The sequence below is a fragment of the Halomonas sp. OfavH-34-E genome, from assembly GCF_024124525.1.
Taxonomy (GTDB): Bacteria; Pseudomonadota; Gammaproteobacteria; order Pseudomonadales; family Halomonadaceae; genus Halomonas; species Halomonas litopenaei.
The window spans coordinates 1-25,043 of record NZ_JAMXRY010000025.1; the positions used below are offsets into that span (position 1 = coordinate 1).

Annotated in this window: 26 protein-coding genes; 24 read left to right on the plus strand and 2 right to left on the minus strand. The window is 58.5% G+C overall.

Annotation, left to right across the window (positions count from 1 at the left end; genetic code table 11):
* A partial coding sequence (locus NH448_RS12285) for a hypothetical protein (protein ID WP_253028812.1) occupies positions 1-343 on the minus strand: 343 nt, incomplete at its 3' end.
* A gap of 441 nt (positions 344-784) precedes the next feature.
* On the opposite strand from NH448_RS12285, the gene truA reads away from it, so the two are divergent.
* The 14 genes from truA (at position 785) to NH448_RS12355 (ending at position 15,746) form a co-directional block, all read left to right on the plus strand.
* The gene (gene truA, locus NH448_RS12290) at positions 785-1,807 is read left to right on the plus strand and encodes a tRNA pseudouridine(38-40) synthase TruA (protein WP_083970367.1); all 1,023 of its coding nucleotides are present in this window, start codon (positions 785-787) and stop codon (positions 1,805-1,807) included.
* Positions 1,807-2,445 (plus strand): phosphoribosylanthranilate isomerase, encoded by a 639-nt coding sequence (locus NH448_RS12295; protein ID WP_045992453.1) that lies wholly within the window; start codon positions 1,807-1,809, stop codon positions 2,443-2,445. The genes truA and NH448_RS12295 overlap by 1 nt, the downstream gene beginning before the upstream one ends.
* Positions 2,446-2,526: 81 nt before the next feature.
* Complete coding sequence (gene trpB, locus NH448_RS12300; RefSeq protein ID WP_181248630.1) at positions 2,527-3,741, plus strand: tryptophan synthase subunit beta; 1,215 nt, start codon at positions 2,527-2,529, stop codon at positions 3,739-3,741.
* 15 nt (positions 3,742-3,756) lie between these two features.
* On the plus strand, positions 3,757-4,560 hold the full coding sequence (gene trpA / locus NH448_RS12305; RefSeq protein WP_108133029.1) for a tryptophan synthase subunit alpha: 804 nt from the start codon (positions 3,757-3,759) through the stop codon (positions 4,558-4,560).
* A gap of 73 nt (positions 4,561-4,633) precedes the next feature.
* The gene (accD, locus tag NH448_RS12310) at positions 4,634-5,701 is read left to right on the plus strand and encodes an acetyl-CoA carboxylase, carboxyltransferase subunit beta (protein WP_253028813.1); all 1,068 of its coding nucleotides are present in this window, start codon (positions 4,634-4,636) and stop codon (positions 5,699-5,701) included.
* A 3-nt stretch (positions 5,702-5,704) separates the two neighbouring features.
* Positions 5,705-7,078 carry a folylpolyglutamate synthase/dihydrofolate synthase family protein gene (locus NH448_RS12315; protein WP_253028814.1) on the plus strand — a complete coding sequence of 458 codons (1,374 nt, stop codon included), beginning with the start codon at positions 5,705-5,707 and terminating at the stop codon, positions 7,076-7,078.
* The gene (locus NH448_RS23555; RefSeq protein WP_045992458.1) at positions 7,075-7,752 is read left to right on the plus strand and encodes an SPOR domain-containing protein; all 678 of its coding nucleotides are present in this window, start codon (positions 7,075-7,077) and stop codon (positions 7,750-7,752) included. Before NH448_RS12315 ends, NH448_RS23555 begins: the two co-directional genes overlap by 4 nt.
* The gene (locus NH448_RS12325) at positions 7,752-8,354 is read left to right on the plus strand and encodes a CvpA family protein (protein ID WP_253028815.1); all 603 of its coding nucleotides are present in this window, start codon (positions 7,752-7,754) and stop codon (positions 8,352-8,354) included. Before NH448_RS23555 ends, NH448_RS12325 begins: the two co-directional genes overlap by 1 nt.
* Positions 8,355-8,423: 69 nt before the next feature.
* On the plus strand, positions 8,424-9,941 hold the full coding sequence (purF, locus tag NH448_RS12330; protein WP_045992459.1) for an amidophosphoribosyltransferase: 1,518 nt from the start codon (positions 8,424-8,426) through the stop codon (positions 9,939-9,941).
* 110 nt (positions 9,942-10,051) lie between these two features.
* Positions 10,052-11,242 (plus strand): O-succinylhomoserine sulfhydrylase, encoded by a 1,191-nt coding sequence (locus NH448_RS12335; protein ID WP_239452535.1) that lies wholly within the window; start codon positions 10,052-10,054, stop codon positions 11,240-11,242.
* Between the two features lie 235 nt (positions 11,243-11,477).
* Positions 11,478-12,062, plus strand: a complete 585-nt coding sequence (locus tag NH448_RS12340) for a cytochrome b (RefSeq protein WP_253028816.1) — start codon at positions 11,478-11,480, stop codon at positions 12,060-12,062.
* Positions 12,063-12,204: 142 nt separating this feature from the next.
* On the plus strand, positions 12,205-12,786 hold the full coding sequence (locus NH448_RS12345; RefSeq protein ID WP_108448841.1) for a YceI family protein: 582 nt from the start codon (positions 12,205-12,207) through the stop codon (positions 12,784-12,786).
* Positions 12,787-12,969: 183 nt separating this feature from the next.
* Positions 12,970-14,268, plus strand: coding sequence for an MATE family efflux transporter (locus tag NH448_RS12350; RefSeq protein WP_253028831.1), 1,299 nt, complete (start codon positions 12,970-12,972; stop codon positions 14,266-14,268).
* A 218-nt stretch (positions 14,269-14,486) separates the two neighbouring features.
* Positions 14,487-15,746: a D-amino acid dehydrogenase gene (locus NH448_RS12355; protein WP_253028817.1), complete on the plus strand. Its 1,260-nt coding sequence runs from the start codon at positions 14,487-14,489 to the stop codon at positions 15,744-15,746.
* A 497-nt stretch (positions 15,747-16,243) separates the two neighbouring features.
* Here the strand turns inward: NH448_RS12355 and NH448_RS12360 are convergent, their stop codons facing one another.
* Positions 16,244-17,203, minus strand: coding sequence for an integron integrase (locus NH448_RS12360; protein ID WP_045992465.1), 960 nt, complete (start codon positions 17,201-17,203; stop codon positions 16,244-16,246).
* 335 nt (positions 17,204-17,538) lie between these two features.
* Between NH448_RS12360 and NH448_RS12365 the strand changes: the two genes are divergently transcribed.
* The 10 genes from NH448_RS12365 (at position 17,539) to NH448_RS12405 (ending at position 24,917) form a co-directional block, all read left to right on the plus strand.
* Complete coding sequence (locus NH448_RS12365) at positions 17,539-17,832, plus strand: polymer-forming cytoskeletal protein (RefSeq protein ID WP_157033135.1); 294 nt, start codon at positions 17,539-17,541, stop codon at positions 17,830-17,832.
* Positions 17,833-17,957: 125 nt separating this feature from the next.
* On the plus strand, positions 17,958-18,200 hold the full coding sequence (locus NH448_RS12370) for a hypothetical protein (protein WP_045994913.1): 243 nt from the start codon (positions 17,958-17,960) through the stop codon (positions 18,198-18,200).
* A gap of 106 nt (positions 18,201-18,306) precedes the next feature.
* The gene (locus NH448_RS12375; protein WP_052704539.1) at positions 18,307-19,095 is read left to right on the plus strand and encodes a GIY-YIG nuclease family protein; all 789 of its coding nucleotides are present in this window, start codon (positions 18,307-18,309) and stop codon (positions 19,093-19,095) included.
* A gap of 72 nt (positions 19,096-19,167) precedes the next feature.
* Entirely contained in the window at positions 19,168-20,028 is an 861-nt protein-coding gene (locus NH448_RS12380) for a hypothetical protein (protein ID WP_157033134.1), read from the plus strand.
* 76 nt (positions 20,029-20,104) lie between these two features.
* A complete protein-coding gene (locus NH448_RS12385; RefSeq protein ID WP_253028818.1) occupies positions 20,105-20,704 on the plus strand; it encodes a hypothetical protein in 600 nt (199 codons plus the stop codon).
* 99 nt (positions 20,705-20,803) lie between these two features.
* Entirely contained in the window at positions 20,804-21,955 is a 1,152-nt protein-coding gene (locus NH448_RS12390) for a HEPN-associated N-terminal domain-containing protein (protein ID WP_083970592.1), read from the plus strand.
* A gap of 95 nt (positions 21,956-22,050) precedes the next feature.
* Positions 22,051-23,013, plus strand: a complete 963-nt coding sequence (locus NH448_RS12395; RefSeq protein WP_045994424.1) for a 5'-nucleotidase — start codon at positions 22,051-22,053, stop codon at positions 23,011-23,013.
* Positions 23,014-23,137: 124 nt separating this feature from the next.
* Positions 23,138-23,620 carry a hypothetical protein gene (locus NH448_RS12400; protein WP_083970593.1) on the plus strand — a complete coding sequence of 161 codons (483 nt, stop codon included), beginning with the start codon at positions 23,138-23,140 and terminating at the stop codon, positions 23,618-23,620.
* The gene (locus NH448_RS23680) at positions 23,574-24,068 is read left to right on the plus strand and encodes a GNAT family N-acetyltransferase (protein WP_204248986.1); all 495 of its coding nucleotides are present in this window, start codon (positions 23,574-23,576) and stop codon (positions 24,066-24,068) included. The genes NH448_RS12400 and NH448_RS23680 overlap by 47 nt, the downstream gene beginning before the upstream one ends.
* Positions 24,069-24,401: 333 nt before the next feature.
* Positions 24,402-24,917, plus strand: a complete 516-nt coding sequence (locus tag NH448_RS12405) for a GNAT family N-acetyltransferase (RefSeq protein WP_045994425.1) — start codon at positions 24,402-24,404, stop codon at positions 24,915-24,917.
* Positions 24,918-25,043 lie beyond the last annotated feature (126 nt).

Sequence of the window (25,043 nt, forward strand, 5' to 3'; positions counted from 1 at the left end):
CCTGAAGTAGGGTGGTGCCATCGCTGGTAGAGGCGGACAAGGTCCGGCCGCTTGTGGAAACCTGATAGGAAAGGGACTCGCCGCCAGATGTCAGTGAAGGAAGGCCGGTGGTTTCCCAGCGAAAGGGATGGGTCGCGGCTGGGCCGTTGGCACCGAAATTATAGCCAAGGGTGCCGGTTGCCACGGTGTCCTGGCCAGCCGCATCCTGTGGGCCGCCAGGAATACCATTGGGCAAGCCATCTTCATCCAGCAGCGCCAGGGCGGTGACCTGGGTGGTGCTGTCCTGCGCCAGCAGTGTGGCGGCAGTGGACTGATTCAATGATGAATCGGTGTTGAAGTTCATTGGATAATTCCTTGCATGGATGCCGTTGGGGAAGGCGGGGCTTGTTAAACGTATGCAAGGAAAAAAGATCGCGACATTGTACTCATGGGCGGGTGCAAGGGATTCAGAGTAGAGGGTGGCAGAGGGGGGCTGAATGCCCGAAATATGGGATGGTTTTTAAAGACCTTTTCGTCTTTTTTTTGCCTAAAAGGGTTTTTCCTTACATTGGATATCGGGCGGTATTTGAGACGATGTCGTGATGCGGGGTTCGCTGCCATGGCTGGGGGGTAAAAACGGTAATGAGCCGGTCCTGGTTTGTACGCGAAAAACGCCAGTTGTGCGCACGGCTGGCTGCCGCGACGCGGATAGGCGATAATGGCCGACTAGCGCCAGCGGTGCAGATTCGGCTGTGGAGCGCGGATCTGGTTGCCTCTATTGATTATCTTGTATTCAGCAGGTCGTATGTCCTTCTTTCACCATCTCGATGAACGTACCCCCCTCAAGGGTCGTCTGGCGCTCAGCGTCGAGTACGACGGTACCCACTATTGCGGTTGGCAGCGGCTCAAGCAGGCCCCGTCGGTGCAGGGGGCGGTGGAGAAGGCGCTGGCCAAGGTGGCGGGTGTGCCGATCACGTTGCATTGCAGCGGACGCACCGACTCAGGCGTGCACGCGACCCGCCAGATCGCCCACTTCGACCCGCCGGTGGAGCGTTCAGAGAAGGCCTGGGTGTTCGGCGGCAACGCCAACCTCCCCCGGGATGTGGCGATCCGCTGGATTCGCGAGGTGCCCGACGAATTCCACGCCCGCTTCAAGGCGTTGGGCCGGCGCTATCGCTACGTCATCCTCAACCAGCCGAGTCGCCCGGTGCTGGAGCGTGCCAACGCCACCTGGTGCCGCGACCCGCTGGATGCCGACGCCATGCACGAGGCCGCCCAGGCGCTGGTCGGCGAGCACGATTTCTCGAGTTTTCGTGCCGCCGGCTGTCAGTCGAAGACGCCCTGGCGCCACCTGCACTTCATCGAGGTACACCGCCACGGCCCGCTGGTGGTGGTGGACCTTCAGGCCAACGCCTTCCTGCACCATATGGTGCGCAACATCGTCGGCGCGCTGGTGACGGTGGGGCGGGGCGAGCAGGGCACCGACTACATCGCGCGACTGATGGCACTCAAGGATCGCAAGCAGAGCGATGTGACGGCGCCAGGCTGCGGGTTGCACTTCGTCGACACCCTGTACGACCCCGAGTGGCAACTGCCCGCCGAGCCACTGGGGCCGAATCTGCTGGCCTTCCTGGGGGAGTGGACGGGTGAGCGCCCGCTACCGGACTGCCCCATGGTGGAGTTTCGCCGCGGACGTCCGATCGCCGAGACGCGCAGGGCGGTACGTGCCGAAGAGCTCGTCGACGGGCTTGCCGACGGGCTCGGCGACGGTTTCGCTGAAGGACCTGCCGGCGCTTCGGCGGCGCACGCCGCGGACAAGGAGTCCTGATGATCGCTGCCGCGCACCGTACCCGCGTCAAATTCTGCGGTTTTACCCGCGAAGAGGATATCGACGCCGCCGCGGCGTTGGGCGCCGATGCCTTGGGCTTTGTGCTGTGGCCCGGCAGCAAGAGGGCGGTCAGCCTGGGGCGGCTGGCCGAACTCGCGGCGCGGGTGCCGGCCTTCGTCACCCGGGTGGGGCTGTTCGTCGATGCCGACGACGAGACCATCGAAAGGGCACTGCCGTGTCTCGACCTGCTGCAGTTTCACGGTAGCGAGAGCGCCGAGGCCTGCGAGCGCTTTGCGCGCCCTTATATAAAGGCGCTGAGAATGCGCGACGGCCTCGATCTGCACGAGGCCGAACGCACCTACGCCGGCGCCCAGGCACTGCTGCTGGACGCCTATCGCCCAGGCGTGCCCGGCGGCACCGGTGACACTTTCGACTGGTCGCGCATCCCGTCGTCGCTGGCAAAACCTGTTATCCTCGCCGGTGGCCTGTCGGCGGACAACGCCGCCGAGGCGATTGACCGGGTGAGGCCCTTCGCCCTCGACGTCTCCGGGGGCATCGAAAGCGCGCCGGGCGCCAAGGATCCAGAGCGCATGCAGGCCTTTATGCGCGCCGTGGGGCAGGGCGACGCCCGCCGCTGACGCGGCAGCAGGCCCCACGCCCGGTAGCGAGCGACCATCACCGACTTTTTATTCAGCCAGTTTATCCGCAAGGAGTCCGACGTGAGCAAGTTCAGTGAACTGACCCAATGGCCTGACGCTCGGGGGCACTATGGGGCCTACGGAGGTCGCTTTGTCTCGGAAACCTTGAGCTTTGCGCTGGACGATCTGAGCCGCACCTACGAAAGCCTCAAGGACGATCCCGACTTTCAGGCCGAATTTGACCATGACCTGGCGCACTACGTCGGTCGGCCGTCGCCGCTCTATCACGCCCGGCGTTGGTCTGCGCAGCTTGGCGGTGCCCAGATCTGGCTGAAGCGCGAGGATCTCAATCACACCGGCGCCCATAAGGTGAACAACACCATCGGCCAGGCGCTGCTGGCCAAGAAGAGTGGCAAGCCCCGGGTGATCGCCGAAACCGGCGCCGGCCAGCATGGCGTGGCGACTGCCACCGTGGCGGCGCGGCTGGGCCTGCGCTGTGACGTCTATATGGGCGAGGCCGATACCGAGCGTCAGAAGCTCAACGTCTATCGCATGCGCCTGCTGGGGGCCAACGTCATTCCGGTGACTTCCGGCACCCGCACGCTCAAGGATGCCATGAACGAGGCGCTGCGCGACTGGGTCACCAACGTCGACGATACCTTCTACATCATCGGCACCGTGGCGGGGCCGCATCCCTACCCGCAACTGGTGCGTGACTTCAACGCGGTGGTCGGCCGTGAAGCGCGGCGCCAGTCGCTCGAGCAGTTCGGCAAGCTGCCTGACGCGCTGATCGCCTGCGTCGGCGGTGGCTCCAACGCCATGGGGCTGTTCTATCCCTTCGTCGAGGACGACGGCGTCGAGATGTATGGCGTCGAAGCCGGCGGCGACGGGGTCGAGACCGGCCGTCACGCCGCGCCCCTGGCCTCCGGCGCGCCCCGCGGCGTGCTTCACGGCAACCGCACCTACCTGATGTCCGACGAGGGCGGCCAGGTCAGCGATACCCACTCGATCTCGGCGGGCCTCGACTACCCCGGTGTCGGACCCGAACACGCGCTGTGGAAGGACGTCGGCCGGGTCAACTATGTGGCCGCCAACGACGACGCCGTGCTCGAGGCCTTCCGTGAGCTGACCCACGTCGAGGGCATCATGCCGGCGCTGGAATCGGCCCACGCCCTGGCCCACGCCAAGGTGCTGGCGCCGACCCTGTCGCCGGACCAGAACATCGTGGTCAACCTGTCCGGGCGTGGCGACAAGGACATCCTCACCGTTGCCAAGATCGACGGAATCGACCTGTAGGAGCTAGAGAATTTCATGTCTCGTATCGATAAACGCTTTCGTTCTCTCGCCGATCAGGGTCGCAAGGCGCTGGTTCCCTACATCACCGGGGGAGATCCCACCCCTGAGGTGACCGTCGACTACATGCACGCGCTGGTAGAGTCCGGCGCCGACATCATCGAGCTCGGGGTCCCCTTCAGCGACCCCATGGCCGATGGCCCGGTCATCCAGAAGGCCTGTGAGCGTGCCTTGAAGCACGGCACCCGCCTGACCGACCTGTTGGCCATGGTGGCCGAATTTCGGCGTCAGGACGACGACACCCCAGTAGTGCTGATGGGCTATCTCAATCCCATCGAGCGCCTGGGTATCGAGCGCTTCGCCCGGGAGGCGAGGGCGGCCGGCGTCGATGGCGTGCTGGTGGTGGACATGCCGCCGGAAGAGGCCGATGAACTGGGGCCCTTGCTGGAAGCCGAGGATTTGGCGCCAATCTTTCTTGTCGCCCCTACCACTTCCCCAGAGCGTGCCGCTACAATATGCGCCCACGCGCATGGCTATCTCTACTATGTGTCGCTCAAGGGAGTGACCGGCTCGGCGAGCCTCAACGCCGACGATGTGGCGGCCCATCTGGCGCCGCTGCGCGAACTGACCGACCTGCCCCTGTGTGTCGGTTTCGGTATCCGCGACGGCGCCTCCGCCGCGGAAGTGGCAAAGGTTGCCGATGGCGTCATCGTCGGCAGTGCCCTGGTCTCACGCATCGCCGAGCACTGTGACGCTCCCCGCGAGGCCATCGCCGAATTGAAGGCGGTGATGACAGAGATACGCCAGGCCCTGGACGCCTGAGAGGCGATCGGGGAAGAGATTCGACCCTGTCGTCGGCCACCGCCGGCGACCGTAGCAACGGAAGACTTCTGACATGAGCTGGCTAGACAAGATTGTGCCCTCGGTGGGCCGCATTCAGCGCAAGGACCGCCGGGCGAGCGTTCCGGACGGTCTCTGGCGTAAGTGCCCCAAGTGCGAGTCGGTGCTTTACCTGCCCGAACTCGAAAAGCACCACAACGTGTGTCCCAAGTGTGATCACCATCTGCGCCTGACCGCGCGCAAGCGCCTTGACTGGTTCCTCGACAAGGAAGGTCGCGAAGAGATCGCCGCCGACCTCGAGCCGGTGGATCGTCTCAAGTTCCGTGACTCCAAGAAGTACAAGGACCGCCTGGCCGCGGCCCAGAAGGACACCGGCGAGAACGACGCCCTGATCGCCATGCGCGGTTCGCTGGATGGCCTGCCGGTGGTCGCGGTGGCCTTCGAGTTCACCTTCATGGGTGGCTCCATGGGGGCCGTGGTCGGCGAGAAGTTCGTGCGTGCCGCCACTATCGCTCTCGAAGAGGGCCAGCCGCTGGTGTGCTTCTCGGCATCCGGCGGTGCGCGCATGCAGGAAGCGCTGTTCTCGCTGATGCAGATGGCCAAGACCTCCGCCGCGCTTGAGCGCCTCAAGCAGGCCGGCGTGCCCTATATCTCGGTGTTGACCGATCCGGTGTTCGGTGGCGTGTCGGCGTCACTGGCCATGCTCGGCGATCTCAACGTGGCCGAGCCCAACGCCCTGATCGGCTTTGCCGGTCCTCGGGTCATCGAACAGACGGTGCGCGAGAAGCTGCCTGAAGGCTTCCAGCGCAGCGAGTTCCTGCTCGAACACGGCACCGTCGACATGATCGTCCATCGCCACGAGATGCGTTCGCGGCTGGGTGGGGTGCTGCGCAAGCTGACCCATCAACCTGCGGTAGGTATCGCCGACGACAGTGAGCCCGACCTGGTGGACGCCGCCGAAGCCGCCGAGCGTGACCTGGCGGTGGCCATGGCAGACAGTGAAGGCGCCCAGGCCGAGCACGCGCCGGAGACGGCCGAGCAGCAGACGCACAGCGACGAAGCCGATGCTGTCCAAGGCGAGGAGCCGAAGGACGGCGAACGCACCCAGGACACACCGCGCTAGCCCATGGACAACGACGGTCTGCCCACCACGCTGGATAGCTGGCTCGCCCGACTCGAGGCCGCCCACCCCGTCGGCATCGATCTGGGCCTCGAGCGGGTCGCCTGTGTGGCACTGCGTCTCGGTCTGACCGAGCGGCCGATTGCACGCCGGGTGATCACCGTCGCCGGCACCAACGGCAAGGGGTCCACGGTGGCCATGCTCGAGGCGCTGGGACGGGCCCATGGGTTGTCCACGGCGGCCTACACCTCGCCCCATCTGGTGCGTTACAACGAGCGCCTTCGGCTGGACGCCAGCGAGGCCAGCGACGAGGTGCTGATCGAAGGCTTCGTCGCGGTGGAGCAGGCCAGGCTCGCGCCATCCCCGGTCAGTCTCACCTACTTCGAGGTCGGCACCCTGGCCGCGCTGTGGACCATCGCCAGGCGCCAGCCCGAGCTGGCGGTGCTGGAGGTTGGCCTCGGTGGTCGCCTGGATGCGGTCAATGTGGTGGATCCGGATGTGGCCGTGGTGACCACCGTGGCTCAGGACCACGCCGCCTTCCTGGGCAACGATATAGCGATCATCGGCCGCGAGAAGGCCGGGATCATGCGTACCGGGCGTCCGGCGGTGCTGGGCAGTCGTGACCTGCCTTCGAGCGTTGCCGACCATGCCCGTTCGCTGGGTGCGCCGATCTTTGCGCTCGGCGAGGCCTTCGCCCATTCGGGCCGCCATGCAGGCCCTCAAGCAGCACCTTGTGCAGGACCTGATGGCGAACAGGGCGGCTGGTCGTGGCGCGGCAGCGACGCACAAGGCCAGCCGGTCGGCCTGGAACGACTAAGCGATCCCGGCCTGCCGCTGGACAACGCCGCTTCTGCGCTGCAGGCACTGTGGCTGGCCCTTGGTGAACTCGATCCAGACGCCTGTCGCCAGGCACTGGCCGAGGTGCGTCTTCCCGGGCGGATGCAGTGGCGCGGTAACTGGTGCCTTGACGTGGGCCACAACCCTCACGCCGCCAACTACCTGGCCGGGCGACTGGCCGAACGGCGTGAAGTGCAAAGGGAGGTCCAGGGGCGAACCCTGTGTCTGATCGGCATGCTCGAGGACAAGGACGCCGAGGGGGTCATCGCCGCGCTGTCACCGGTGGTGGACGCCTGGCTGCCGGTGACGCTCGAGGGCGATCGCGGACGTAGCGCAGCCGACCTGGCGGCACGCATCGAACATCAAGGTGGCACAATCCTTCACCACGCCGATAGCGTCGATGACGGCGTCGACTGGCTCGAATCGTGCGTCGAGCCGGCAGATCGTGTACTGGTGACGGGATCCTTCTTCACCGTGGCTGCCATACTGGCGAGATGGAGCCGCCAGTCCAGTGGCGGTGGCGTCATCGAGGGAGCGACATGAAATACGGAATGCGTGAGCGGATCAGCGGGATCATTATCGTGGTGGCGCTGGGCGTCATCTTCGTGCCGATGTTGTTTGATGAGCCCGAATCCCCCGAGCAGCGGCCGGACCCGGTGCTGACCATCGACCCGCCGGTGGATGTGGAGCGCCGCGACGTGCCTGAGCCCACCCCGCCGGAAGGGCTTGGGCAGATTCAGGCACCGGTTGCCCCCGGCGAGGGCAATGCTTCGCAGGCCGACCAGGGCCAGAGCGAACCCTCCGAGTCCAGCCAGCCACAGCAGGTGGATCCTGAACCGGCGCAGCAGGTGGCCGAACAGGCGTCCTCCGAGCGCCAGGCCGAGCCCGAACCGGCACCCGAGGCCAGCCAGCCCCGGGAAGATCCCATCGCCGCCCTGGCGCGCCAGGCCGAGCAGCGCACGACGAGCGGCCCCACCGCGGTGGAAGGCGGTGAGTGGGCGGTGCAGGTGGGCAGCTTCGGCGAGGCCGGCAACGCCCAGCGCCTGATGCAGAAGCTGCGTGACCAGGGTTACCCCGCCTACTCGCGTGAGCGCAACAATTCGCTGACCACGGTCTACGTGGGCCCCTTCGGCGCGTCCGAGGACGCCGAGGGCGTGATGAGCGAGCTCAAGTCCCGGGAAAATCTGCAGGGGCTTCTGGTCAAGGTGGATAGCTGATGCTGGTGACATGGGTGGACTGGGTCTTCGTCGCCGTGCTGGCGCTGGCCGTGGCGGCGGGGTTCGTCCGTGGCCTGGTGCGTGAGGCGCTGGGCCTGGCCAGCTGGATCGTGGCGCTTTTGGCGGCACGCATGTTCGCCGAGCCGGTGGCCGAGGTGCTGGGCAACTGGATCGACAGTCCGGATGGCCGGCTTATCGTGGCCTTTATCCTGATCATCGTGATCACGATCCTGCTCGGCGGCATCCTGATACGGATGATCCAGGCGGCGGTGGAGTGGGCCGGCGCAGGCTTTCTCAACCGCCTGACCGGCGCCTTGTTCGGTGGGGTGAAGGCGGCAGCGGTGCTGACCCTGGTCACGCTGCTGATCGGCTTTACCCCGCTGGATCAATTGACGGCCTGGCAGGATGCCAGCGTGCGCCCCCACTTCGAGAAATTGCGCGACTGGGGCCTTGGCCAACTGAGTGATTTCGAGGGCAGCCTGCCGGACTTTCCCGAGTCCCTGCGCGAGCTGCCCCAGGCAGAACCATCGCCGCCTACCGGTGGCGAGGCAGAGGGATCTGCCATCGACGATGCGAAGCAAGGTGCCACAAGCACGCTCTGACTTCGCCAGTGACAGACGACTCTTGCGCTGGCCCCCGGGCGGCGTTTCACGGTAAATGAGGTAAGTTGAATGTGCGGTATCGTCGGCCTGATGGCCAAGCAGGCGGTTAACCAGGCAATCTACGACGCCCTGACGGTGCTACAGCACCGGGGTCAGGACGCGGCGGGCATGATGACCTGGAACGAGGGCCGTTTCCTGCTGCGCAAGAGCAACGGTCTGGTACGTGACGTCTTCCACACACGCCACATGGCGCGCCTGAAGGGCAACCTGGGCATCGGCCACGTGCGCTATCCCACCGCCGGCTCGTCCAGCGAGGCCGAGTCGCAGCCGTTCTACGTGAACTCTCCGTACGGTCTGGCGCTGGCGCACAACGGCAACCTGACCAACTCCGAGCAGCTCAAGAAGGAACTGTTCTCCTCGGATCTCCGTCACATCAACACAAGCTCGGACTCCGAGGTGCTGCTCAACGTCTTCGCCCATGAGCTGGGCAAGCAGGGGCCCCATCTGCTGCCGGGCGACATCTTCGACGCCGTGCGTCGGGTGCACCGTCGTTGCCGCGGCGGCTACGCTGCGGTGGCGGTGATCAACGGTGTTGGCCTGGTCGCCTTCCGTGATCCCCAGGGCATCCGTCCGGTGGTCTTCGGCACCCGCGATCAGGGCGAGGGGCAGGAAGTGATGATCGCCTCCGAGTCGGTGGCGCTGGACGTCGGTGGTTTCGAGTTGGTGCGTGACCTGGCGCCGGGCGAGGCCATCTTCGTCGACATGGATGGCAACTACCACACTCAGTCCTGCGCCGATCGTCCGCTGCTTGCCCCCTGCATCTTCGAGCACGTCTACCTGGCACGCCCCGATTCGCTGCTGGACGGTGCCTACGTCTACGGCACCCGCCTGCAGATGGGCCGCAAGCTCGCCGATCGCATCAAGAGCGAATGGCCGGATCACGACATCGATGTGGTCATCCCGATTCCCGATACCTCGCGCACCTCGGCACTCGAGATGGCCCAGCACCTGGGGGTCACCTATCGCGAAGGCTTCATGAAGAACCGCTACATCGGGCGGACCTTCATCATGCCCGGGCAGACCCAGCGCAAGAAGTCCGTGCGCCAGAAGCTCAACGCCATCGATATCGAGTTCAAGGGCAAGAACGTGCTTCTGGTGGACGACTCCATCGTGCGCGGCACCACCTGCAAGCAGATCATCCAGATGGCCCGCGACGCCGGCGCCAACAAGGTATACTTTGCCTCTGCCGCGCCGCCCGTGCGTTATCCCAACGTCTACGGCATCGACATGCCCGCCGCCAGCGAGCTGATCGCTCACGGCCGCAGCGAGGCCGAGGTGGGTGAGCTGATCGGCGCCGATCGTATCGTCTACCAGGACCTTGAGGACCTGAAGGCGGCCTGTCGTGAGGTCAATCCGGCGCTGGCCGAGTTCGACTGTTCGGTGTTTGATGGCAAGTACATCACTGGCGACATCGACGAGGCCTACCTGTCCGATCTCGAGGCTTCGCGCAACGATGGCGCCAAGCAGGATCAGAGCGCTGGCGATCACGCCCTGGTCGGCATGCACAATCAGGACGATATCGACTGATACCCAACAGCTAACCGCAGGGCGTCGTCGGTCGGCAGGGGGAGTGCCCGAAGGCGCTCTCTCTCTACCCGTCCGAGTCGACGGCACCCTGGCGAGTGATGGAGACGGATATGCTGGACCCGACGCAGGACGAATGGAACCTCGAGACCCTGGCCATCCGGGCGGGGCACGATCGCACCCAGGAGCAGGAACACTCCGAGCCGATCTTTCCGACCTCGAGCTTTGTCTACGGCAGCGCAGCCGAAGCGGCGCGCAAGTTTTCCGGTGATGAGCCGGGCAACGTCTACTCGCGCTTCACCAACCCCACGGTACGTACCTTCGAGCGTCGCCTGGCGGCGATGGAAGGGGGCGAGCGCTGTGTAGCCACCAGTTCCGGCATGGCCGCCATCCTGTCCACCGCGCTGGCACTGCTTCAGGCCGGTGACGAGATCGTCGCCTCGCGCTCGTTGTTCGGCTCCACCGTCAGCCTGTTCGACAAGTATCTCGGCAAGTTCGGTATCACCACACGCTATGTGGAGCTTTCCGATCTGGACGCCTGGGAAGCGGCGATGACCCCGGCGACTCGGCTGCTATTCGCCGAGACGCCTTCCAACCCGCTGTCCGAGGTCGTCGATATCGAAGCGTTGGCCGAACTGGCCCATCGCCACGATGCCTTGCTCGCCATCGACAACTGCTTCTTGACGCCGGCGCTGCAGCGGCCGCTGTCACTGGGCGCCGATCTGGTGATCCATTCGGCCACCAAGTACCTGGATGGCCAAGGGCGCGCCATCGGCGGGGCCGTGGTCGGGCGTGACAAGGAGCTCGAGGAAGTCTTCGGAGTGGTGCGGACCTGCGGCCCATGCCTCAGTCCCTTCAATGCCTGGATCTTCACCAAGGGACTGGAGACGCTGAACCTGCGGATGAAGGCTCACGCCGCCTCGGCGCTGGAACTGGCGCGCTGGCTTGACGCTCACCCGGCGGTAGAGAAGGTTCACTATAGCGGACTCGAGAGTCATCCCCAGCACCAGGTGGCGAGCCGCCAGCAGCAGGGCTTCGGCGCCGTGGTCGGGGTCGAGGTCAAGGGCGGGCGCGAGCAGGCCTGGTCAGTGGTCGATGCCACCCGCATGCTGTCGATCACCGGCAATCTGGGGGATGCCAAGACCACCATTACCCACCCGGCGACCACCACCCACGGGCGCCTGTCGGACGAACAGAAGGCAACCGCCGGCATTTCCGAGAATCTGCTGCGCATCGCCGTGGGGCTCGAGAATCTCGACGATATCAAGGCTGACCTGGCCAGGGGGCTCGACGCCCTGGTCTAGAGGTTCGCCCGAGGCTGCCATGCTGGAGCCTCCCCATAGTGATGTGTTGAAGCGCTGCTTTACCATGACCGCCGCACGAGTCCGCTCGTCGGCGGTCGTTGCGTTACGGGGGAAGGGCAGCAGCCAGGCGCGCCATATCGCGGTTTTATCGTATCTATCGTTCGAAATTTTTCCACGGTTTGCCGTCTAAAGATGCGTTAAGCTCGATTTCATCGATTAATCAAAGGACGTTGGCATGTGGCGAAATTCACGCCAGGGGTGGGGCCTGTTCGCCATCCTGCTGCACTGGACAAGTGCGCTGGCGATTCTCGGTCTGTTCGCCCTGGGCTGGTGGATGACCGGTCTCGACTACTACAGCAACTGGTACAACCTGGCACCCTGGTGGCATCGTGGCGTCGGCATGCTACTGCTGTTCGTGGTGGCTGGCCGCATTCTCTGGCGGCTGGTGCAGCCATCCCCCGAGGCCCACGGTTCAGCGCTTGAGCGTCGCGGAGCGGCGCTCGGCCATCTGGCGCTGTATCTGCTGATGACCACGGTGCTGATCAGCGGGTATCTCATCTCCACCGCCGACGGCAAGGGCATCGCCGTGCTTGACCTGTTTACCGTGCCCGCGCTGATCAGTGACCTGCCGGAGCAGGCCTCCCGCGCCGGCGTGGTTCACTGGTACAGTGCGCTGGCGTTGATCATCCTGTCGGCGGGCCACGCCCTGGCGGCCTTCAAGCATCACTACCTGGACCGTCAGGACACCCTGGTTCGCATGGTCGACCCGCGCCTGGCGCGTCGGGCCAAGCCAGAAAAGACCTCCGGGGAGCAGGCCTGAAGACGCCAACGTTACCCTGCGACCGCCGGCAGGTGTTGTCCGGACGTCAAGAATCGACCGCCCCGGGGCCGATACATGACCCAAGGTCGGTATAGAGAAAGAGTGCTGACGCAATTACCGCGTAACCATCAAGGAGAGTAACATGTTCAAGAAGACCGCCATCGCCGCCCTGACCGCCGCTTCGCTGCTGCCGCTGGCCCAGGCCCAGGCCGCCGACTACGCCATCGATTCTGAAGGCCAGCACGCCTTTATCCAGTTCAAGATCAGCCACCTCGGCTATTCCTATATTCTGGGTAGCTTCGAGTCCTTCGACGGTACCTTCAGCTACGATCCGGAAAACGTCGAGGCGGCGTCCGCCGAGGTTGAGGTCGATGTCACCAGTTTGAATACCAACCACGCCGAGCGCGACAAGCACATCCTGAGCGGTGACTTCCTCGACGCCGGTGAGTACCCGACCGCCACCTTTACCTCCACCGGCTTTGAATCTACCGGCGATGGTGAAGGTGTGCTGAGCGGTGACCTGACCCTGCACGGTGTGACCAACAGCATCGAGATGCCGGTGACCCTGCTGGGCGAGGGTGACGACCCCTGGGGCGGCTATCGCGCAGGCTTCGAAGGTTCCACCGAGCTGGCGCTGTCCGACTACGACATCGACATGAGCAAGTTCCCCGAGCCGATGCACAACCTTGAGCTGTACGTGACCTTCGAAGGCATTCGTCAGTAACACGCCCTGGTCAACATGACGAAAGCCCCGGGACAGGTGCCCGGGGCTTTTGCCGTTGAAGGAGGCTGAGCGAGGGTTCGTTATGGCTTACCATAAGCGGCCTATCTACCATCCGGAGACACCGTGCACCTAAGTTCCGACTCTACCTCCCTGGGGCGCACCCTGTGGCAAAAGACCTGGCCGATGGCGATCGGAGTGCTGTCGCTGCTCGGCTTTCAGCTGGTCGACTCTGCCTTCGTCGCGCGCCTGGGCACCGCTCCCCTGGCGGCCCAGTCCTACACCTTTCCGCTGTCGTTTCTGATCATCGGTGTCCAGGTGGGCATGGGGATCGCCATTGCCGCCTTGATTTCCCGGGCGTTGGGCGGAGGCGAAGACGACCGCGCCCAACGTCTGGGCAGTCTGTCGCTGATGATGGGGACAGTCGCCATCGGCCTGCTGGCGCTGGTGTTATGGGCCCTGCAGAGTCCCATCTTCGGGGCCCTTGGGGCCGACGCTCACGCGCGGGAGTTGATTCGCGCCTACTGGGCACCCCAGCTGGTCGCCGCCTGGCTGGGGGCGGTGGTGTACTTCGGCTACAGCCTGTTTCGTGCACACGGCAACACCAGCTTTCCCGGCAGCATGATGGTGCTGACCAGCCTGGTGAACCTGTGTCTCGATCCGATTCTGATCTTTGGACTCGGCAACTGGGATGGGCTGGGCCTGCCCGGGGCCGCCTGGGCCACGGTGCTTGCCTTTGGCAGCGGCCTTGCCTTGCTCGGCTGGCAGTTGAAGGGGCGCCACTGGCTCGCGTTCGAAGGCCTCCGGGAGGAATGGCGGCTATCGGGGCGGTCCTTTGCGGGGGTCGCCTGTCCCGCCATGGTCAGCCAGTTGATGCCGCCACTGGCGGCGATGCTGGCGATTTCCACGGTGTCACGCCTGGGCGAATCCGCCGTGGCGGCCTGGGGACTTGCCAGCCGTCTGGAGACGGTGTCGCTGATGGTGGTGCTGGCGCTGACCATGTCGCTGCCACCCTGGCTCGGCCGCTGCTACGGCGCCGGCGACTGGGCCCAGGTGCACCGCCTGATGCGCCTTGCCCTCAAGGTGGTGGTGGTGTGGCAGTTGATGCTGGGTGTGTCGCTGGCGCTGGCTTCGCCCTGGGTCGCCCGTGCCCTGGCCGGCACGCCGGAGGTCAGCGAATCGCTGATGGTGCTGATGCGCTTCATGTTGCCGAGCTATGCCGCGCTCGGGGTGTGCATGCTGGTGGTGTCGGCCGGCAATGCCCTCGGCTGGCCGATGCGCGCCATGTTGCTGTCTGCCGCGCGGTTGTTCGTGTTCTACCTGCCGTGCCTGTGGCTCGGTGTAATGCTGATCGGCGGTGTTACCGGCCTTGGGCTTGGAGCGGGGGTTGGCAACCTGCTGGCGGGGCTTGGCGCCTACCTGTTGCTGCGGCGGACCCTGTCGCGCCCCAAGCGTAGCGGCAGGGGTGAAATTCAGGGTAGTTGAATCAACTGTTTTAAGAAGCTTGAAAGAAAGTAAAGCCTGTGACTTGTAATAACTTCGATATCACCGTTCGCGTAAGGTGGGTAAAAAAGAATAAAACACTTCGGACTCGACCCTATACTCCTCTCATTGCAGGCCGTGGCCATTGGCCACGGCCTATCTCATGCTCAACGCCCGGGATCGGGACGGGCCATCGACAACGAGAACAGAGGAGTGGCGACATGAAGGTACTGGTACTGGGAGCGGGTGTCGTAGGGGTTACCACCGCCTATTATCTGGCCCGTCAGGGACACGAGGTAAAGGTGGTCGATCGTCAGCCCTCCGTGGCGATGGAGACCAGCTACGGCAACGCCGGCCAGGTATCCTTCGGCTTCTCTTCCCCCTGGGCTGCCCCGGGCATCCCCCAGAAGGCGGTCAAGTGGATGTTCCAGGAGCATGCACCGCTCAAGATCCAGCCCAAGATGGACTCGAACATGGGTCGCTTTATGATGCAGATGCTCAGCAACTGCAATCCCGACAGCTACGCCCTCAACAAGGAGCGCATGGTCCGCGTCGCCGAGCACAGCCGTGCCTGCATCAATGCGCTGCGTGACGAGACCGGGCTGCGCTACGAAGATCGCCAGCGTGGCCTGCTGCAGCTGTTCCGCACCGACAAGCAGGTCGAAGCGGTGGGCAAGGACATGAAGGTCCTCGAGCAGTGCGGCGTGCGTCATGAACTGCTGGACGCAAGCCGCATCGCCCAGGTGGAGCCGGCGCTTGCCCGTGTGCCTGGCAAGTTTGTCGGTGGCCTGCATCTGCCCGACGATCAGACCGGTGACTGCCACCTGTTCACCAATCGCCTGGCCGACTACTGCCGCGAGAAGCTCGGCGTCGAGTTCATGTTCAATACCACCATCGAGCGGCTGACGCGGGTCTCCGGCAAGGTAGAGGCGGTGCACACCAGTGCCGGCACCCTGACGGCCGACGCCTACGTGATGGCGCTGGGCAGCTACTCGCCGTTCCTCGCCCGTGACCTGGACATCCGCCTGCCGATCTACCCGGTCAAGGGCTACAGCCTGACCCTGCCGGTGGTCGACGACGGCGGCGCGCCCCAGTCCACCGTCATGGACGAGACCTTCAAGGTGGCGATTTCGCGCTTCGACGACCGAATCCGTGTCGGCGGCACTGCGGAGCTGGCATCCTACGACCTCAGCCTGGCCGAGAAGCGTCGTGCCACCATTTCCATGGTCGTGCGCGATGTGTTCCCGGAAGGCGGTGATCTGGCCAAGGCCGAATTCTGGACCGGGCTGCGCCCGATGACTCCGGACTCCACACCGATCATCGGCGCCACCAAGTACGACAACCTGTGGCTCAACACCGGCCACGGCACCCTGGGCTGGACCATGAGCTGTGGCAGTGCTCAGCTGCTGTCCGACCTGATCGACGGTCGCACGCCCGCCATCAACCCCGATGGTCTGGCCGTGTCCCGCTACGCCGCCTGAAGCCTGAGGCAGTAGAGGCAAGACAAGGCACAGCGCCAAGGCATAACGCCAAGACACGCGCCTACCGATAGATAGCCAGAGCAGGGTGGTGCAGTAGTGCTGCCACCCACGCAGCCGCTAAACGACACCCCGACGGGCCTTGCCCGCCGGGGTGTCGTCGTTTGTGGTATTCGACCACGGCGCGTCGTCTAATCGTGGCCAAACCAGGAAAAGGGTGGGGCGCACTCAGCGACGTCGAGGCAAAGCTCGAATCCCCGGATATGTCGGTATATGCTGAAAGGCAACAACTAAATTTAGCCACAATGACAGACAGTCCAGATCCATCAGGGCGTGGAAGCCTGGACGCCTTATTCAAGCCTGGTGGGGTAGTGCTGATTTCAGGGAAGGAAGTGGCAGCAATCGCCATGGAAGGGGCGTGTCTATGTGACATTCTCCCGCGGTAGCCTGCCTGTAGGGTAATCGGCAACCGGAATATCCACGCCGGGCCGGTGTCGTTGCTATAGCAGATCCAATGGGCTGGATGTGCCAGCAAACCGTTTGCCGATGACGTGGGTATAGATCTGCGTGGTTCGAACATCGGTGTGGCCCAGCAACTCCTGTACCGTGCGAATGTCCTGACCTGCCTCAAGCAGGTGGGTGGCAAAGGAATGTCGGAAGGTATGACAGCCGACCCGTTTATCCACGATACCTGCTTGTTTCACCGCCACCTTCAGCGCCTTGCGAGGGACCGAGTCGTGGAGGTGATGTCGACACAGAATGCCCGAAACAGGATGGGCACACAGGCCAGTGGAAGGAAAAACGAACATCCAGGCCGGTTGGCGGTAGGCACCTGGGTATTTCTTACCCAGCGCAAAGGGCAGCGAAGGGCCTACCCCACGTGCGACATCCTCGCGTTGAAGGGACAAGGCAGTATCCATCTGCCGAGTCAGTTCAGACATCAGGGTTGTACTCAGCAATGTCTTGCGATCCTTGCCTCCCTTGCCGCTGACGATGGTCAAGGCCCTTGTATCGAAATCGATGTCTTTGACACGAAGCCGAAGACATTCCGCGATACGTAGCCCACTGCCATAAAGTAAAGAGAAGATCAGCCAGTTTCGTCCCGACATGCACGACAGGATTGCCGCGACCTCGGCACGCGTCAGTACGGTGGGAAGCCTACGATGTTGGCGAGCATGCTTGAAGTCGAGCGGTCCCAACTCGACACCAAGACACTTGTGGTACAGAAAGGCGAGAGCATTCAACGCAATCTTTTGCGTATTGACCGAGACACCGTTGTCGTTGGCGAGCGATGTCAGGAAGACGCGCACCTCGGGTGCACCCATCTCAGCAGGATGTCGGCGTTGGTGAAACAAGATGAATCGCTTGATCCAGTGCAGGTAGGTTTTTTCTGTTCGAATACTGTAGCCACGCAAGCGTAGATCTCGGCGGATGGACTCCAGGAACGGGCTCTTGCTCATGTGCAACCTCCAAAATACGGTAACTATACATTCATACAGTATATCGAGAAGCGTCCAGCTGACGCGCCTGGAAAGCAACAGAAGAACGCATGTTTTCTCCGCACAAATTCTAGAAAAAAGGCAGAACATCAGAGAGATGTGAGCAGAGTCCGGTGGAATGTCGCGCACACTTTCGCAGGAATTCGAGCATGCGCGTGTTGGCGACTAAGGGCGAAGAAGGCATAGGATGAATTTCTTGGTAGTATCAAGAAGATGTGAAGCACCTTGTGCAGATCCACGCGGCGTCAATTTAAGCACGCATACGATTAAAAATGTTATACGTTTAAGGAGAATATATGGATATCGAGCATGGTAAAATTGAAGGCAATATTGAGGTTACCTCACATCTAAAAATGCATGGAATGTTTACAGGCAATGTAACTGTTAAAAATGGTGCTCACTTAATTCTTCATGGAATGGCGACAAAGTCTTTGTGTGTTGAGTTTGGTGCTGTTGTTGAAATTCCGGGCATGGTAAGCGGTGACGTAATTAATCAAGGTGGTAAATTAACAATAACAGGCTCTATATCTGGTCAAGTAATCGAGCAAGCAGGTGAAACTATGATTGCTGCTACTGCCTCAATCGGTTAACAACGTATAACAAGTCAATTAAAAGGACTAAAAATAGTGGGCTATCTCGCTTTGCTCGTATTTTAGCCCACAATTTTTAGCCTCTTATTGAGGCGTTATATGTCTGGCTTCACTGGAGACGAGAGATGGAAGACGACGTAGAAATCGAGATGAGCCCTCTTTGCCAAAAGCTCACCGACTCCGGGAAGACAGTGCGTGTCGACATTTATCGCGGAGAGGAGAAGAGGTGGATTCTCGAGGTAGTAGATGCGGGAGGCACTTCCACCGTATGGGAAGATCTGTTCACGACTGATGCCGAGGCTTTGAAAGAAGTGAAAGCGACGATACGTGATGAGGGGATTGATGTGTTGATAGGTCTCCCCAAGTAAAGCGGATGCTAAATACATATAACAATGCCAGGCAGGCGATGCAAAAAACCGCACGCCTGCTGGCGGGCGTTATGCATCCCGATAGCTGACTGATAGTGACCATAGAATGAGTGAACCGCTGCTAAAGCCCTACTATGTTTACGAACTCGTCGATCCACGTTGCGGAACTACCTTTTACGTCGGCAAGGGGAAGGGGCAGCGGGCTTTGGCCCACGGCGCTGAAGCTGGAACATCAACTGATCACAACGAAAAGCTAGCCAGAATCCGTGAGATACGGGCGGCCGGAGAGAAAGAGCTAGCAATAGTCATCGGTAGGTATGAAACCGAGGAACAGGCGTATGCTGTCGAAGCCACACTTATACATTGGGTGTACGGCTTTTACAGTTTAACGAATGTTCAGGGAGGGCATGGTGGCTCTACGATTCGCCCGAACGGAGCTATGGACGAGATTCCAGGCATAGATATCCCGAGGCGGGCTTACCGCCAATCGGGAGAATATTCTAGCGCCATGATTCGCGCTCGCGAACAAAATGACACTGTATCGTTCGCATTGGAGATTAAGCGAGCGCTGGAGGAAGAACTCGATGTGGGTTTTACTGAGCCGGATCTCGGTGAGAGCAATAAGACAAAGATCTACTCATACTTCGATGCTGCGAGGCTTCGAATTGGTATCACTCACACTAAGAATCCAACCATGTGGTTGGCGTTTGAGCCGACTGGAAAATCGGCAGAGGAAAAGGATAGATTTCTGAGATTCGCAGTCGGCGCTGAGCTATACATCACCAATGCTAAGAATCTAGCCAGGTATCCGGACTATAGTGGCACTCGTGAGATTGACGTGATTATCAGGGAAGCTAGAAAAGGAATTCAGCTGTTGGAACACGGTGATGCATAACAAAGCGCTGCTGCCGGACAATTTTTCCGCTGCGCTCAAAATTTGCCGCAGAGCACGGCGTTAGGACTAAACATGGATACAAGCACGGAATTTAATAAAGTCTGGATAATTGAGTCTCTTCGCCCTGGGGATATAGAAACAGGAAAGAGTTTATATAACGATGTTTTGCTCCCCATTGCGCAATCCAATCCTGATCTTCACGTTGACATAGAGTGCCCCGTTGACCGCGATACATTTTTTAAAGCTCTAGATAAAGTAAAGAAAGACTGTGAACGCGGCCTATTCCCAATGCTGCACTTTGAGTGCCACGGTGGGGAAGAAGGATTTCAGTTAGGTAATGGCGAAATCATAGAATGGCATGAGGTTCGAGACGCTCTGATCTCAATTAGTATTGCGAGCAATCTCAATGTTGTCATCGTTGTAGCGGCTTGCAACGGAATCCATCTGATAAATGTATGCACTCAATTAGATCGCGCTCCTTTCTGGGCGATTATCGGGCCAGAAGAAAAAGTGATGGACCTTGAAGTGAAGCGCGATTTTGCAGCCTTCTATCGCAAATTCTTCGAGTCTTTGAATGGCGATGATGCAATGCTGGCGCTTAACAGAGGAGTGCAGGGTCGAGATCGACCATACCATTTTCTAACCAGTATTGGATTGTTTAAGCGAGCGTACATCGCTTATCACAGAACCAGCTGCCAAGGAAAAGGGAAGCAAGCGCGCATTGAGAACTTAGTGACGCAGGCGATGAAAGATCCAAAGTGTAAGGCTTTAGGTGTCAACGAGGTCCGTCGCCGAATCAAGGATAGGTTGGCGCAGGAAGAACACCATTTTCAGAATCTGAAAAAGCGGTTCTTTCTTATGGATCTATATCCTAAGAACGCAACTCGATTTCCTATCACCTATGACGATATTATCTCAAGCCTGCCGTCCTAACAAAAGCGTCAACACGGACCGGCTTCTCCGCTGGCGCTCCGAAACCGGCCGGTTACTCTAATCGTTAGGCAATAAAATGGACTCATCACAAGATAAATACCGGGCAGTTCTAATTGAGATCAAGCGGCGAACGGCTGTCGTAGATTTATTGCTTTTCGGTCAAGCCCACGCACTCTACGTCCCTTCTACAGTTGAGTCGGTCTGTTTGCAGATTAGAAAGATTCTAGAGCTGATTGCATTTAGCTCTTTGATCGCCAATAGAGAAAAATATTCCGCCCAACACAAGAAATTTGCAGAGCATTGGAATGCTAGGCTAATGCTCAAAGATCTAGAGCGCATCAATCCAGGTTTTTATCCGCACCCCATCATACAAAATCCAAGCAAAACGCCGGGAGTCACGTCTGATTGGGCGGATCGAAAAGATGATTTTCTAACAAAAGAACAGTTCGTTAAAGTTTATGATAGGTGCGGCGGAATATTGCACGCTGATAACCCCTATGGCACTAAAACAGACTATCCGTATTATCAGGAGCAGGCCAAAGACTGGAGAAACCGAATAGTCAACCTGCTTAACGCACACACCATCAAGCTTATTAATGATAAGAGCCTCTATCTTTTCCAAATGGGAGCAAAGGATGCAAACCCTAGTTACAATGCTTTTGCCCCAGTCGTATAATAAAGGCCTAACAATCGCAGGCAGAGGGACAACATTTCCGCTGCGCTACAAATTTTCCCGTGCTGCGGGCGTTAGCTTATTATGAGCATGGAGACATAAATGGGTCATAATGATCACATGGATGATCAAGGGTTTGAGATGGTTGACAAACATGTGTGCGCTGAATGTACTTTCGATATTGTATTAGCTCAACTTGTGATCGATAATCTTGTTAGCCACTCGTGCTCTTATTGCGAAAAATCATCAAAATCTATGATCGCCGCTCCATTTGCAAAAGTAATGGAGCGTATCTATGAGTCTATTTGCGTCTACTATGCAGACGCACAAGACATAGGGGTCCCGTGGGATGGAGGTTGGGTTTTTCCTGAAACCGAACCATATGATGTGCTTGAAGCAGTAAACCCAGGTTGGAAAGACGAATTTAGCCAAGACGTCCTAGAGTGTTTAGGGTGTGATAAATATTGGGTTCAACACTCACAGGGGGACTGGGGTTTAAGCAATCCTGCAGAAGCGTTGGCATATGGATGGAGTGCATTTACTAACACCGTTCTTTTTAAGACCCGTTATCTATTTCTTTCAGAGCCATTCGATGATCTGGATATTGGGAGGCCCGACTATATACCGGTAAAATATATTTTAGACGCGCTTGGAAATCTAGTTAAACGTCTTAACCTTGTTAAAGTTCTGGATAAAGGAACAGTGTGCTATAGAATTAGGGTTTCAATAGAAGGTGAAGTTTACAGTAAGTTCTCTGAGATAAGCGTACCTCCCAGAAGAGTTGCTAGGGCAGGGAGAATGAACCCGGCTGGAATTCCATATATGTATGTTGCACTTGAAAAAGAAACAGCAAAGCTTGAAACTCTCTTTGATAAGAAACGACGATATGCAGTGGCAGAAATGAAAACTATAAAGCCACTTAATTTATTAGATTTGTCTATTTTGCCTCAAATACCAAGTGTTTTTGAACCCGATAAATATACTGAGAGGCATGAAATACAATTTCTTCGACAATTTCGAGATGAGATTTCAAAGCCGATATCGAAAGACGGGATGGAGCACATAGACTATATTCCAACACAAATAATTTCGGAATATTTTCGTCATCGATTTACAATAGATGGTTCCAGTATTGATGGCGTTGTTTATAAGTCTTCAAAGAATCCAAATGGTAAGAATATAGCTTTGTTCGTTTCTGAGCACAAAGATGTTGAAGATATGGTGTTGTTGTCATCATTGCTGATGGAAAGCTAACAATACCAAGCACGCGGAGAATGTACTCGCTATCGCTCAAAAATTTCCGGTGTTGGCGGCGTTAGGCGGCAGGAATACACTATAGAGGGGCGTAAATGCCATACGAGATTGAAAGCAGATTAGTAATTGGGGTTGCATCAAGCGCGGTCTTTGACCTCAGCGAGTCGGATGCGGTTTTCCGCAGCGATGGCGAGGAGCAGTACCGCAAGTACCAAGAAAAGAACCTCGACGTTCCGCTGCCAAAAGGGATTGCTTATCCTTTCATCAAACGCCTTCTGGCGCTTAACGATCTCGATGTGTCTGACCCACTAGTCGAAGTGGTGCTACTCTCGCGCAATGACCCTGACACTGGCCTTCGAGTTATGAAAACCATCGAGCACTATGGTTTGGGGATGACTAGAGCAATATTTATGCAGGGGCGTTCACCGTACGAGTACATTCCCGCTCTTAATATCGCTCTGTTCCTATCCGGGAATAAGCAAGATGTGGAGGCCGCGATTGGCTTAGGTCATCCTGCAGGACAAGTGCTGGACTCAAAATTCGACGACGATGAAAGCGATAAAACACTACGCATTGCGTTCGACTTCGACGGGGTTTTAGCTGGTGACGAGTCTGAGTCAGTGATGCAAGCTTCCGGTCTCACAGCCTTCCACGACCATGAGGTCAAGAACGTCATGCAGCCCCACAATCCAGGGCCGCTTCAGGAATTACTGGTCCGCATCTCAAAGATTCAGTCTGCCGAAGAGTCATACAAGAAACAGAATCCTGATTACGAAAACAGGATTCGAGTTTCTATTGTAACCGCACGTAATGCGCCATCGCACGAACGAGCTCTTAAAACGCTAAAGAGTTGGGGCGTAATGGCCAACGATGCATTTTTCCTTGGTGGTATTGAAAAAAGCAGAATTCTAGGTGTTCTAAAGCCTCATATATTCTTTGATGATCAGTCTGGCCACCTTAAGTCCGCGAGTGCTGTCGTCCCGTCTGTTCATATTCCTTTTGGCGTCACCAATCAACCTAAGCCGGGAACAGACGTGTCAGACGCAACAGACGTATAACAATTCATTCAAGCCGCGCTTCTTTTCGGTGCAGCTTAACTCGGGCGTTGTGCCTTGGAAGGTGCACCGTATCACGAAGACAGTCGACGATAGATCGTCCAGCCATCTAGGTGTCAGGTCTCCGATGATCGATCACGATAAGTTACGCGCCTTGGTCAAACAACTTTATGCAACGGTTAGCGAATTGGAAGCCATGTTTCCTGGAAGGCACTTTACTCCGGATGGACATATGGTTGGTAGTTTGGGGGAATGTCTCGTTGCGGATGCATATAATCTGGAGCTGATGGCAGCGTCCAACGAAGGCTATGACGCGGTCACTGAGTCCGGCCTGGAAGTCGAGATAAAAGCAACACAGTCAAATTCAGTGGCGTTTCGAAGTCAGCCGCAGCATACGATCGTCATCAAAATCTTGCGCGATGGTGCTTTCGAGGAAATCTACAATGGACCAGGAGAACTTGTATGGAGCCATTTCAGAGGCAAACGTGTGCCGAGTAATGGTCAGTTTCAAATCTCTGTCAACACACTCCGGAAGCTTAATGAAACCGTCGAGGAAGTAAGCCGTGTGCCAAGAAAAACACAGTCAGAATTTGGGAGTAAGGAGGGCTGAACGATCAGACATAGACGCACTTCTACGCTTGAATCACGAGCTTGGTTTAACACACTTTGACAATGCACCAGAGGCATTTGTACAACCTTCTGACGCGGAAAAGGACTTCCTTCTAACCGCTTTAGACGAGACGGCTAGAATTTTTCTGGTAGCGGAAGTTGCCGGCGACATTGTCGGATTTGTAACAGCGAAAATCACGCGAAATGAGTCGATTACGTTTCTGATAAGTAGCCCGATATGTCGAGTTAGTACCATAGTCGTAGATGAAGCCTCAAAAGGATCTGGTATTGGTCGTATGTTGATGTCCCATTGCGATGATTGGGCTAAAGCACAAGGCGCGGAGCAAATTAGGCTGGAGGTCATGTCCTTTAATGAAGATGCGGAGAGGTTCTATAAAGAGCTAGGCTACAAAGATCAATCTAAGACTCTGTGGAAGACTGTAGAGTAGAAAAACGTGGGAGTTTCTTCATTTTTTACAGGTCTATATTTCAGCTGTGTTTCATGAGATCACGTTTGAAGGCCTAGTGTCTGTCCGTGGTGAGCGTTTTGGTTGAGCACCTTTAGTTGAATGAGTATTCTCGACTTTTAAAGTTAAGCTTGTGGGAGTTGGCCGGGTTTTTAGTCTTTGATGTAAGTGTTATAACACATATGTGCAGTGCTTTGGTATGGGCTGGCAGTCAGATAATATATAAAGGCTAGAAAGATGGTGGTGCTTGTGGGGCGATATAGATAAGTAAATAGTATGTTTGCGCTGATATTACCAATCGAGGGATAGGCCAACATGGACGTCGAGATTAGAAGAGCTGAGCCATCCGATGCTCGTGGTGTCAAGGAAATATACGACTGCAGAAGCGCTTTTGAGGGTACGCTCCAGCTTCCTCACCCATCTATTGCCTTGTGGGAAAAGCGCTTAGCCAGCACACCAGACAATGTGTATATGTACGTTGCTTTACTGGATGGAGAAATCGTCGGAACCCTTGGCCTGGAGGTTTGTCAAAACCCGCGTCGACGACACGTCGGCTCCTTGGGTATGGGAGTAAAGGATAAGGCTCAAGGTTCAGGCGTGGGCACAGCCTTGCTTTCTACAGCGATCGACCTGGCCGACAATTGGCTTGCTCTTCGGCGGTTGGAACTCACCGTCTATGTCGATAATAAACGCGCCATTGAATTATACAAACGATTCGGTTTTGACATCGAGGGAGAGGCTAAGGATTTTGCCTTTCGAGGTGGTGAGTACGTGGGAGCATTTTATATGGCGCGGCTTGGTGATGAACAACATCGGGCTACGGAGCCATAAGAAGTCGGCGGCCTCAATGAGCAAGTGCGTGCGGCATCGAACGGGACCTGCAGTTTGGCGCCATTTTTCCTGCGCTGAATAGGCATCTGCGTGGGCGATCGTCATGTGGCTCAGGACGGATGGTGC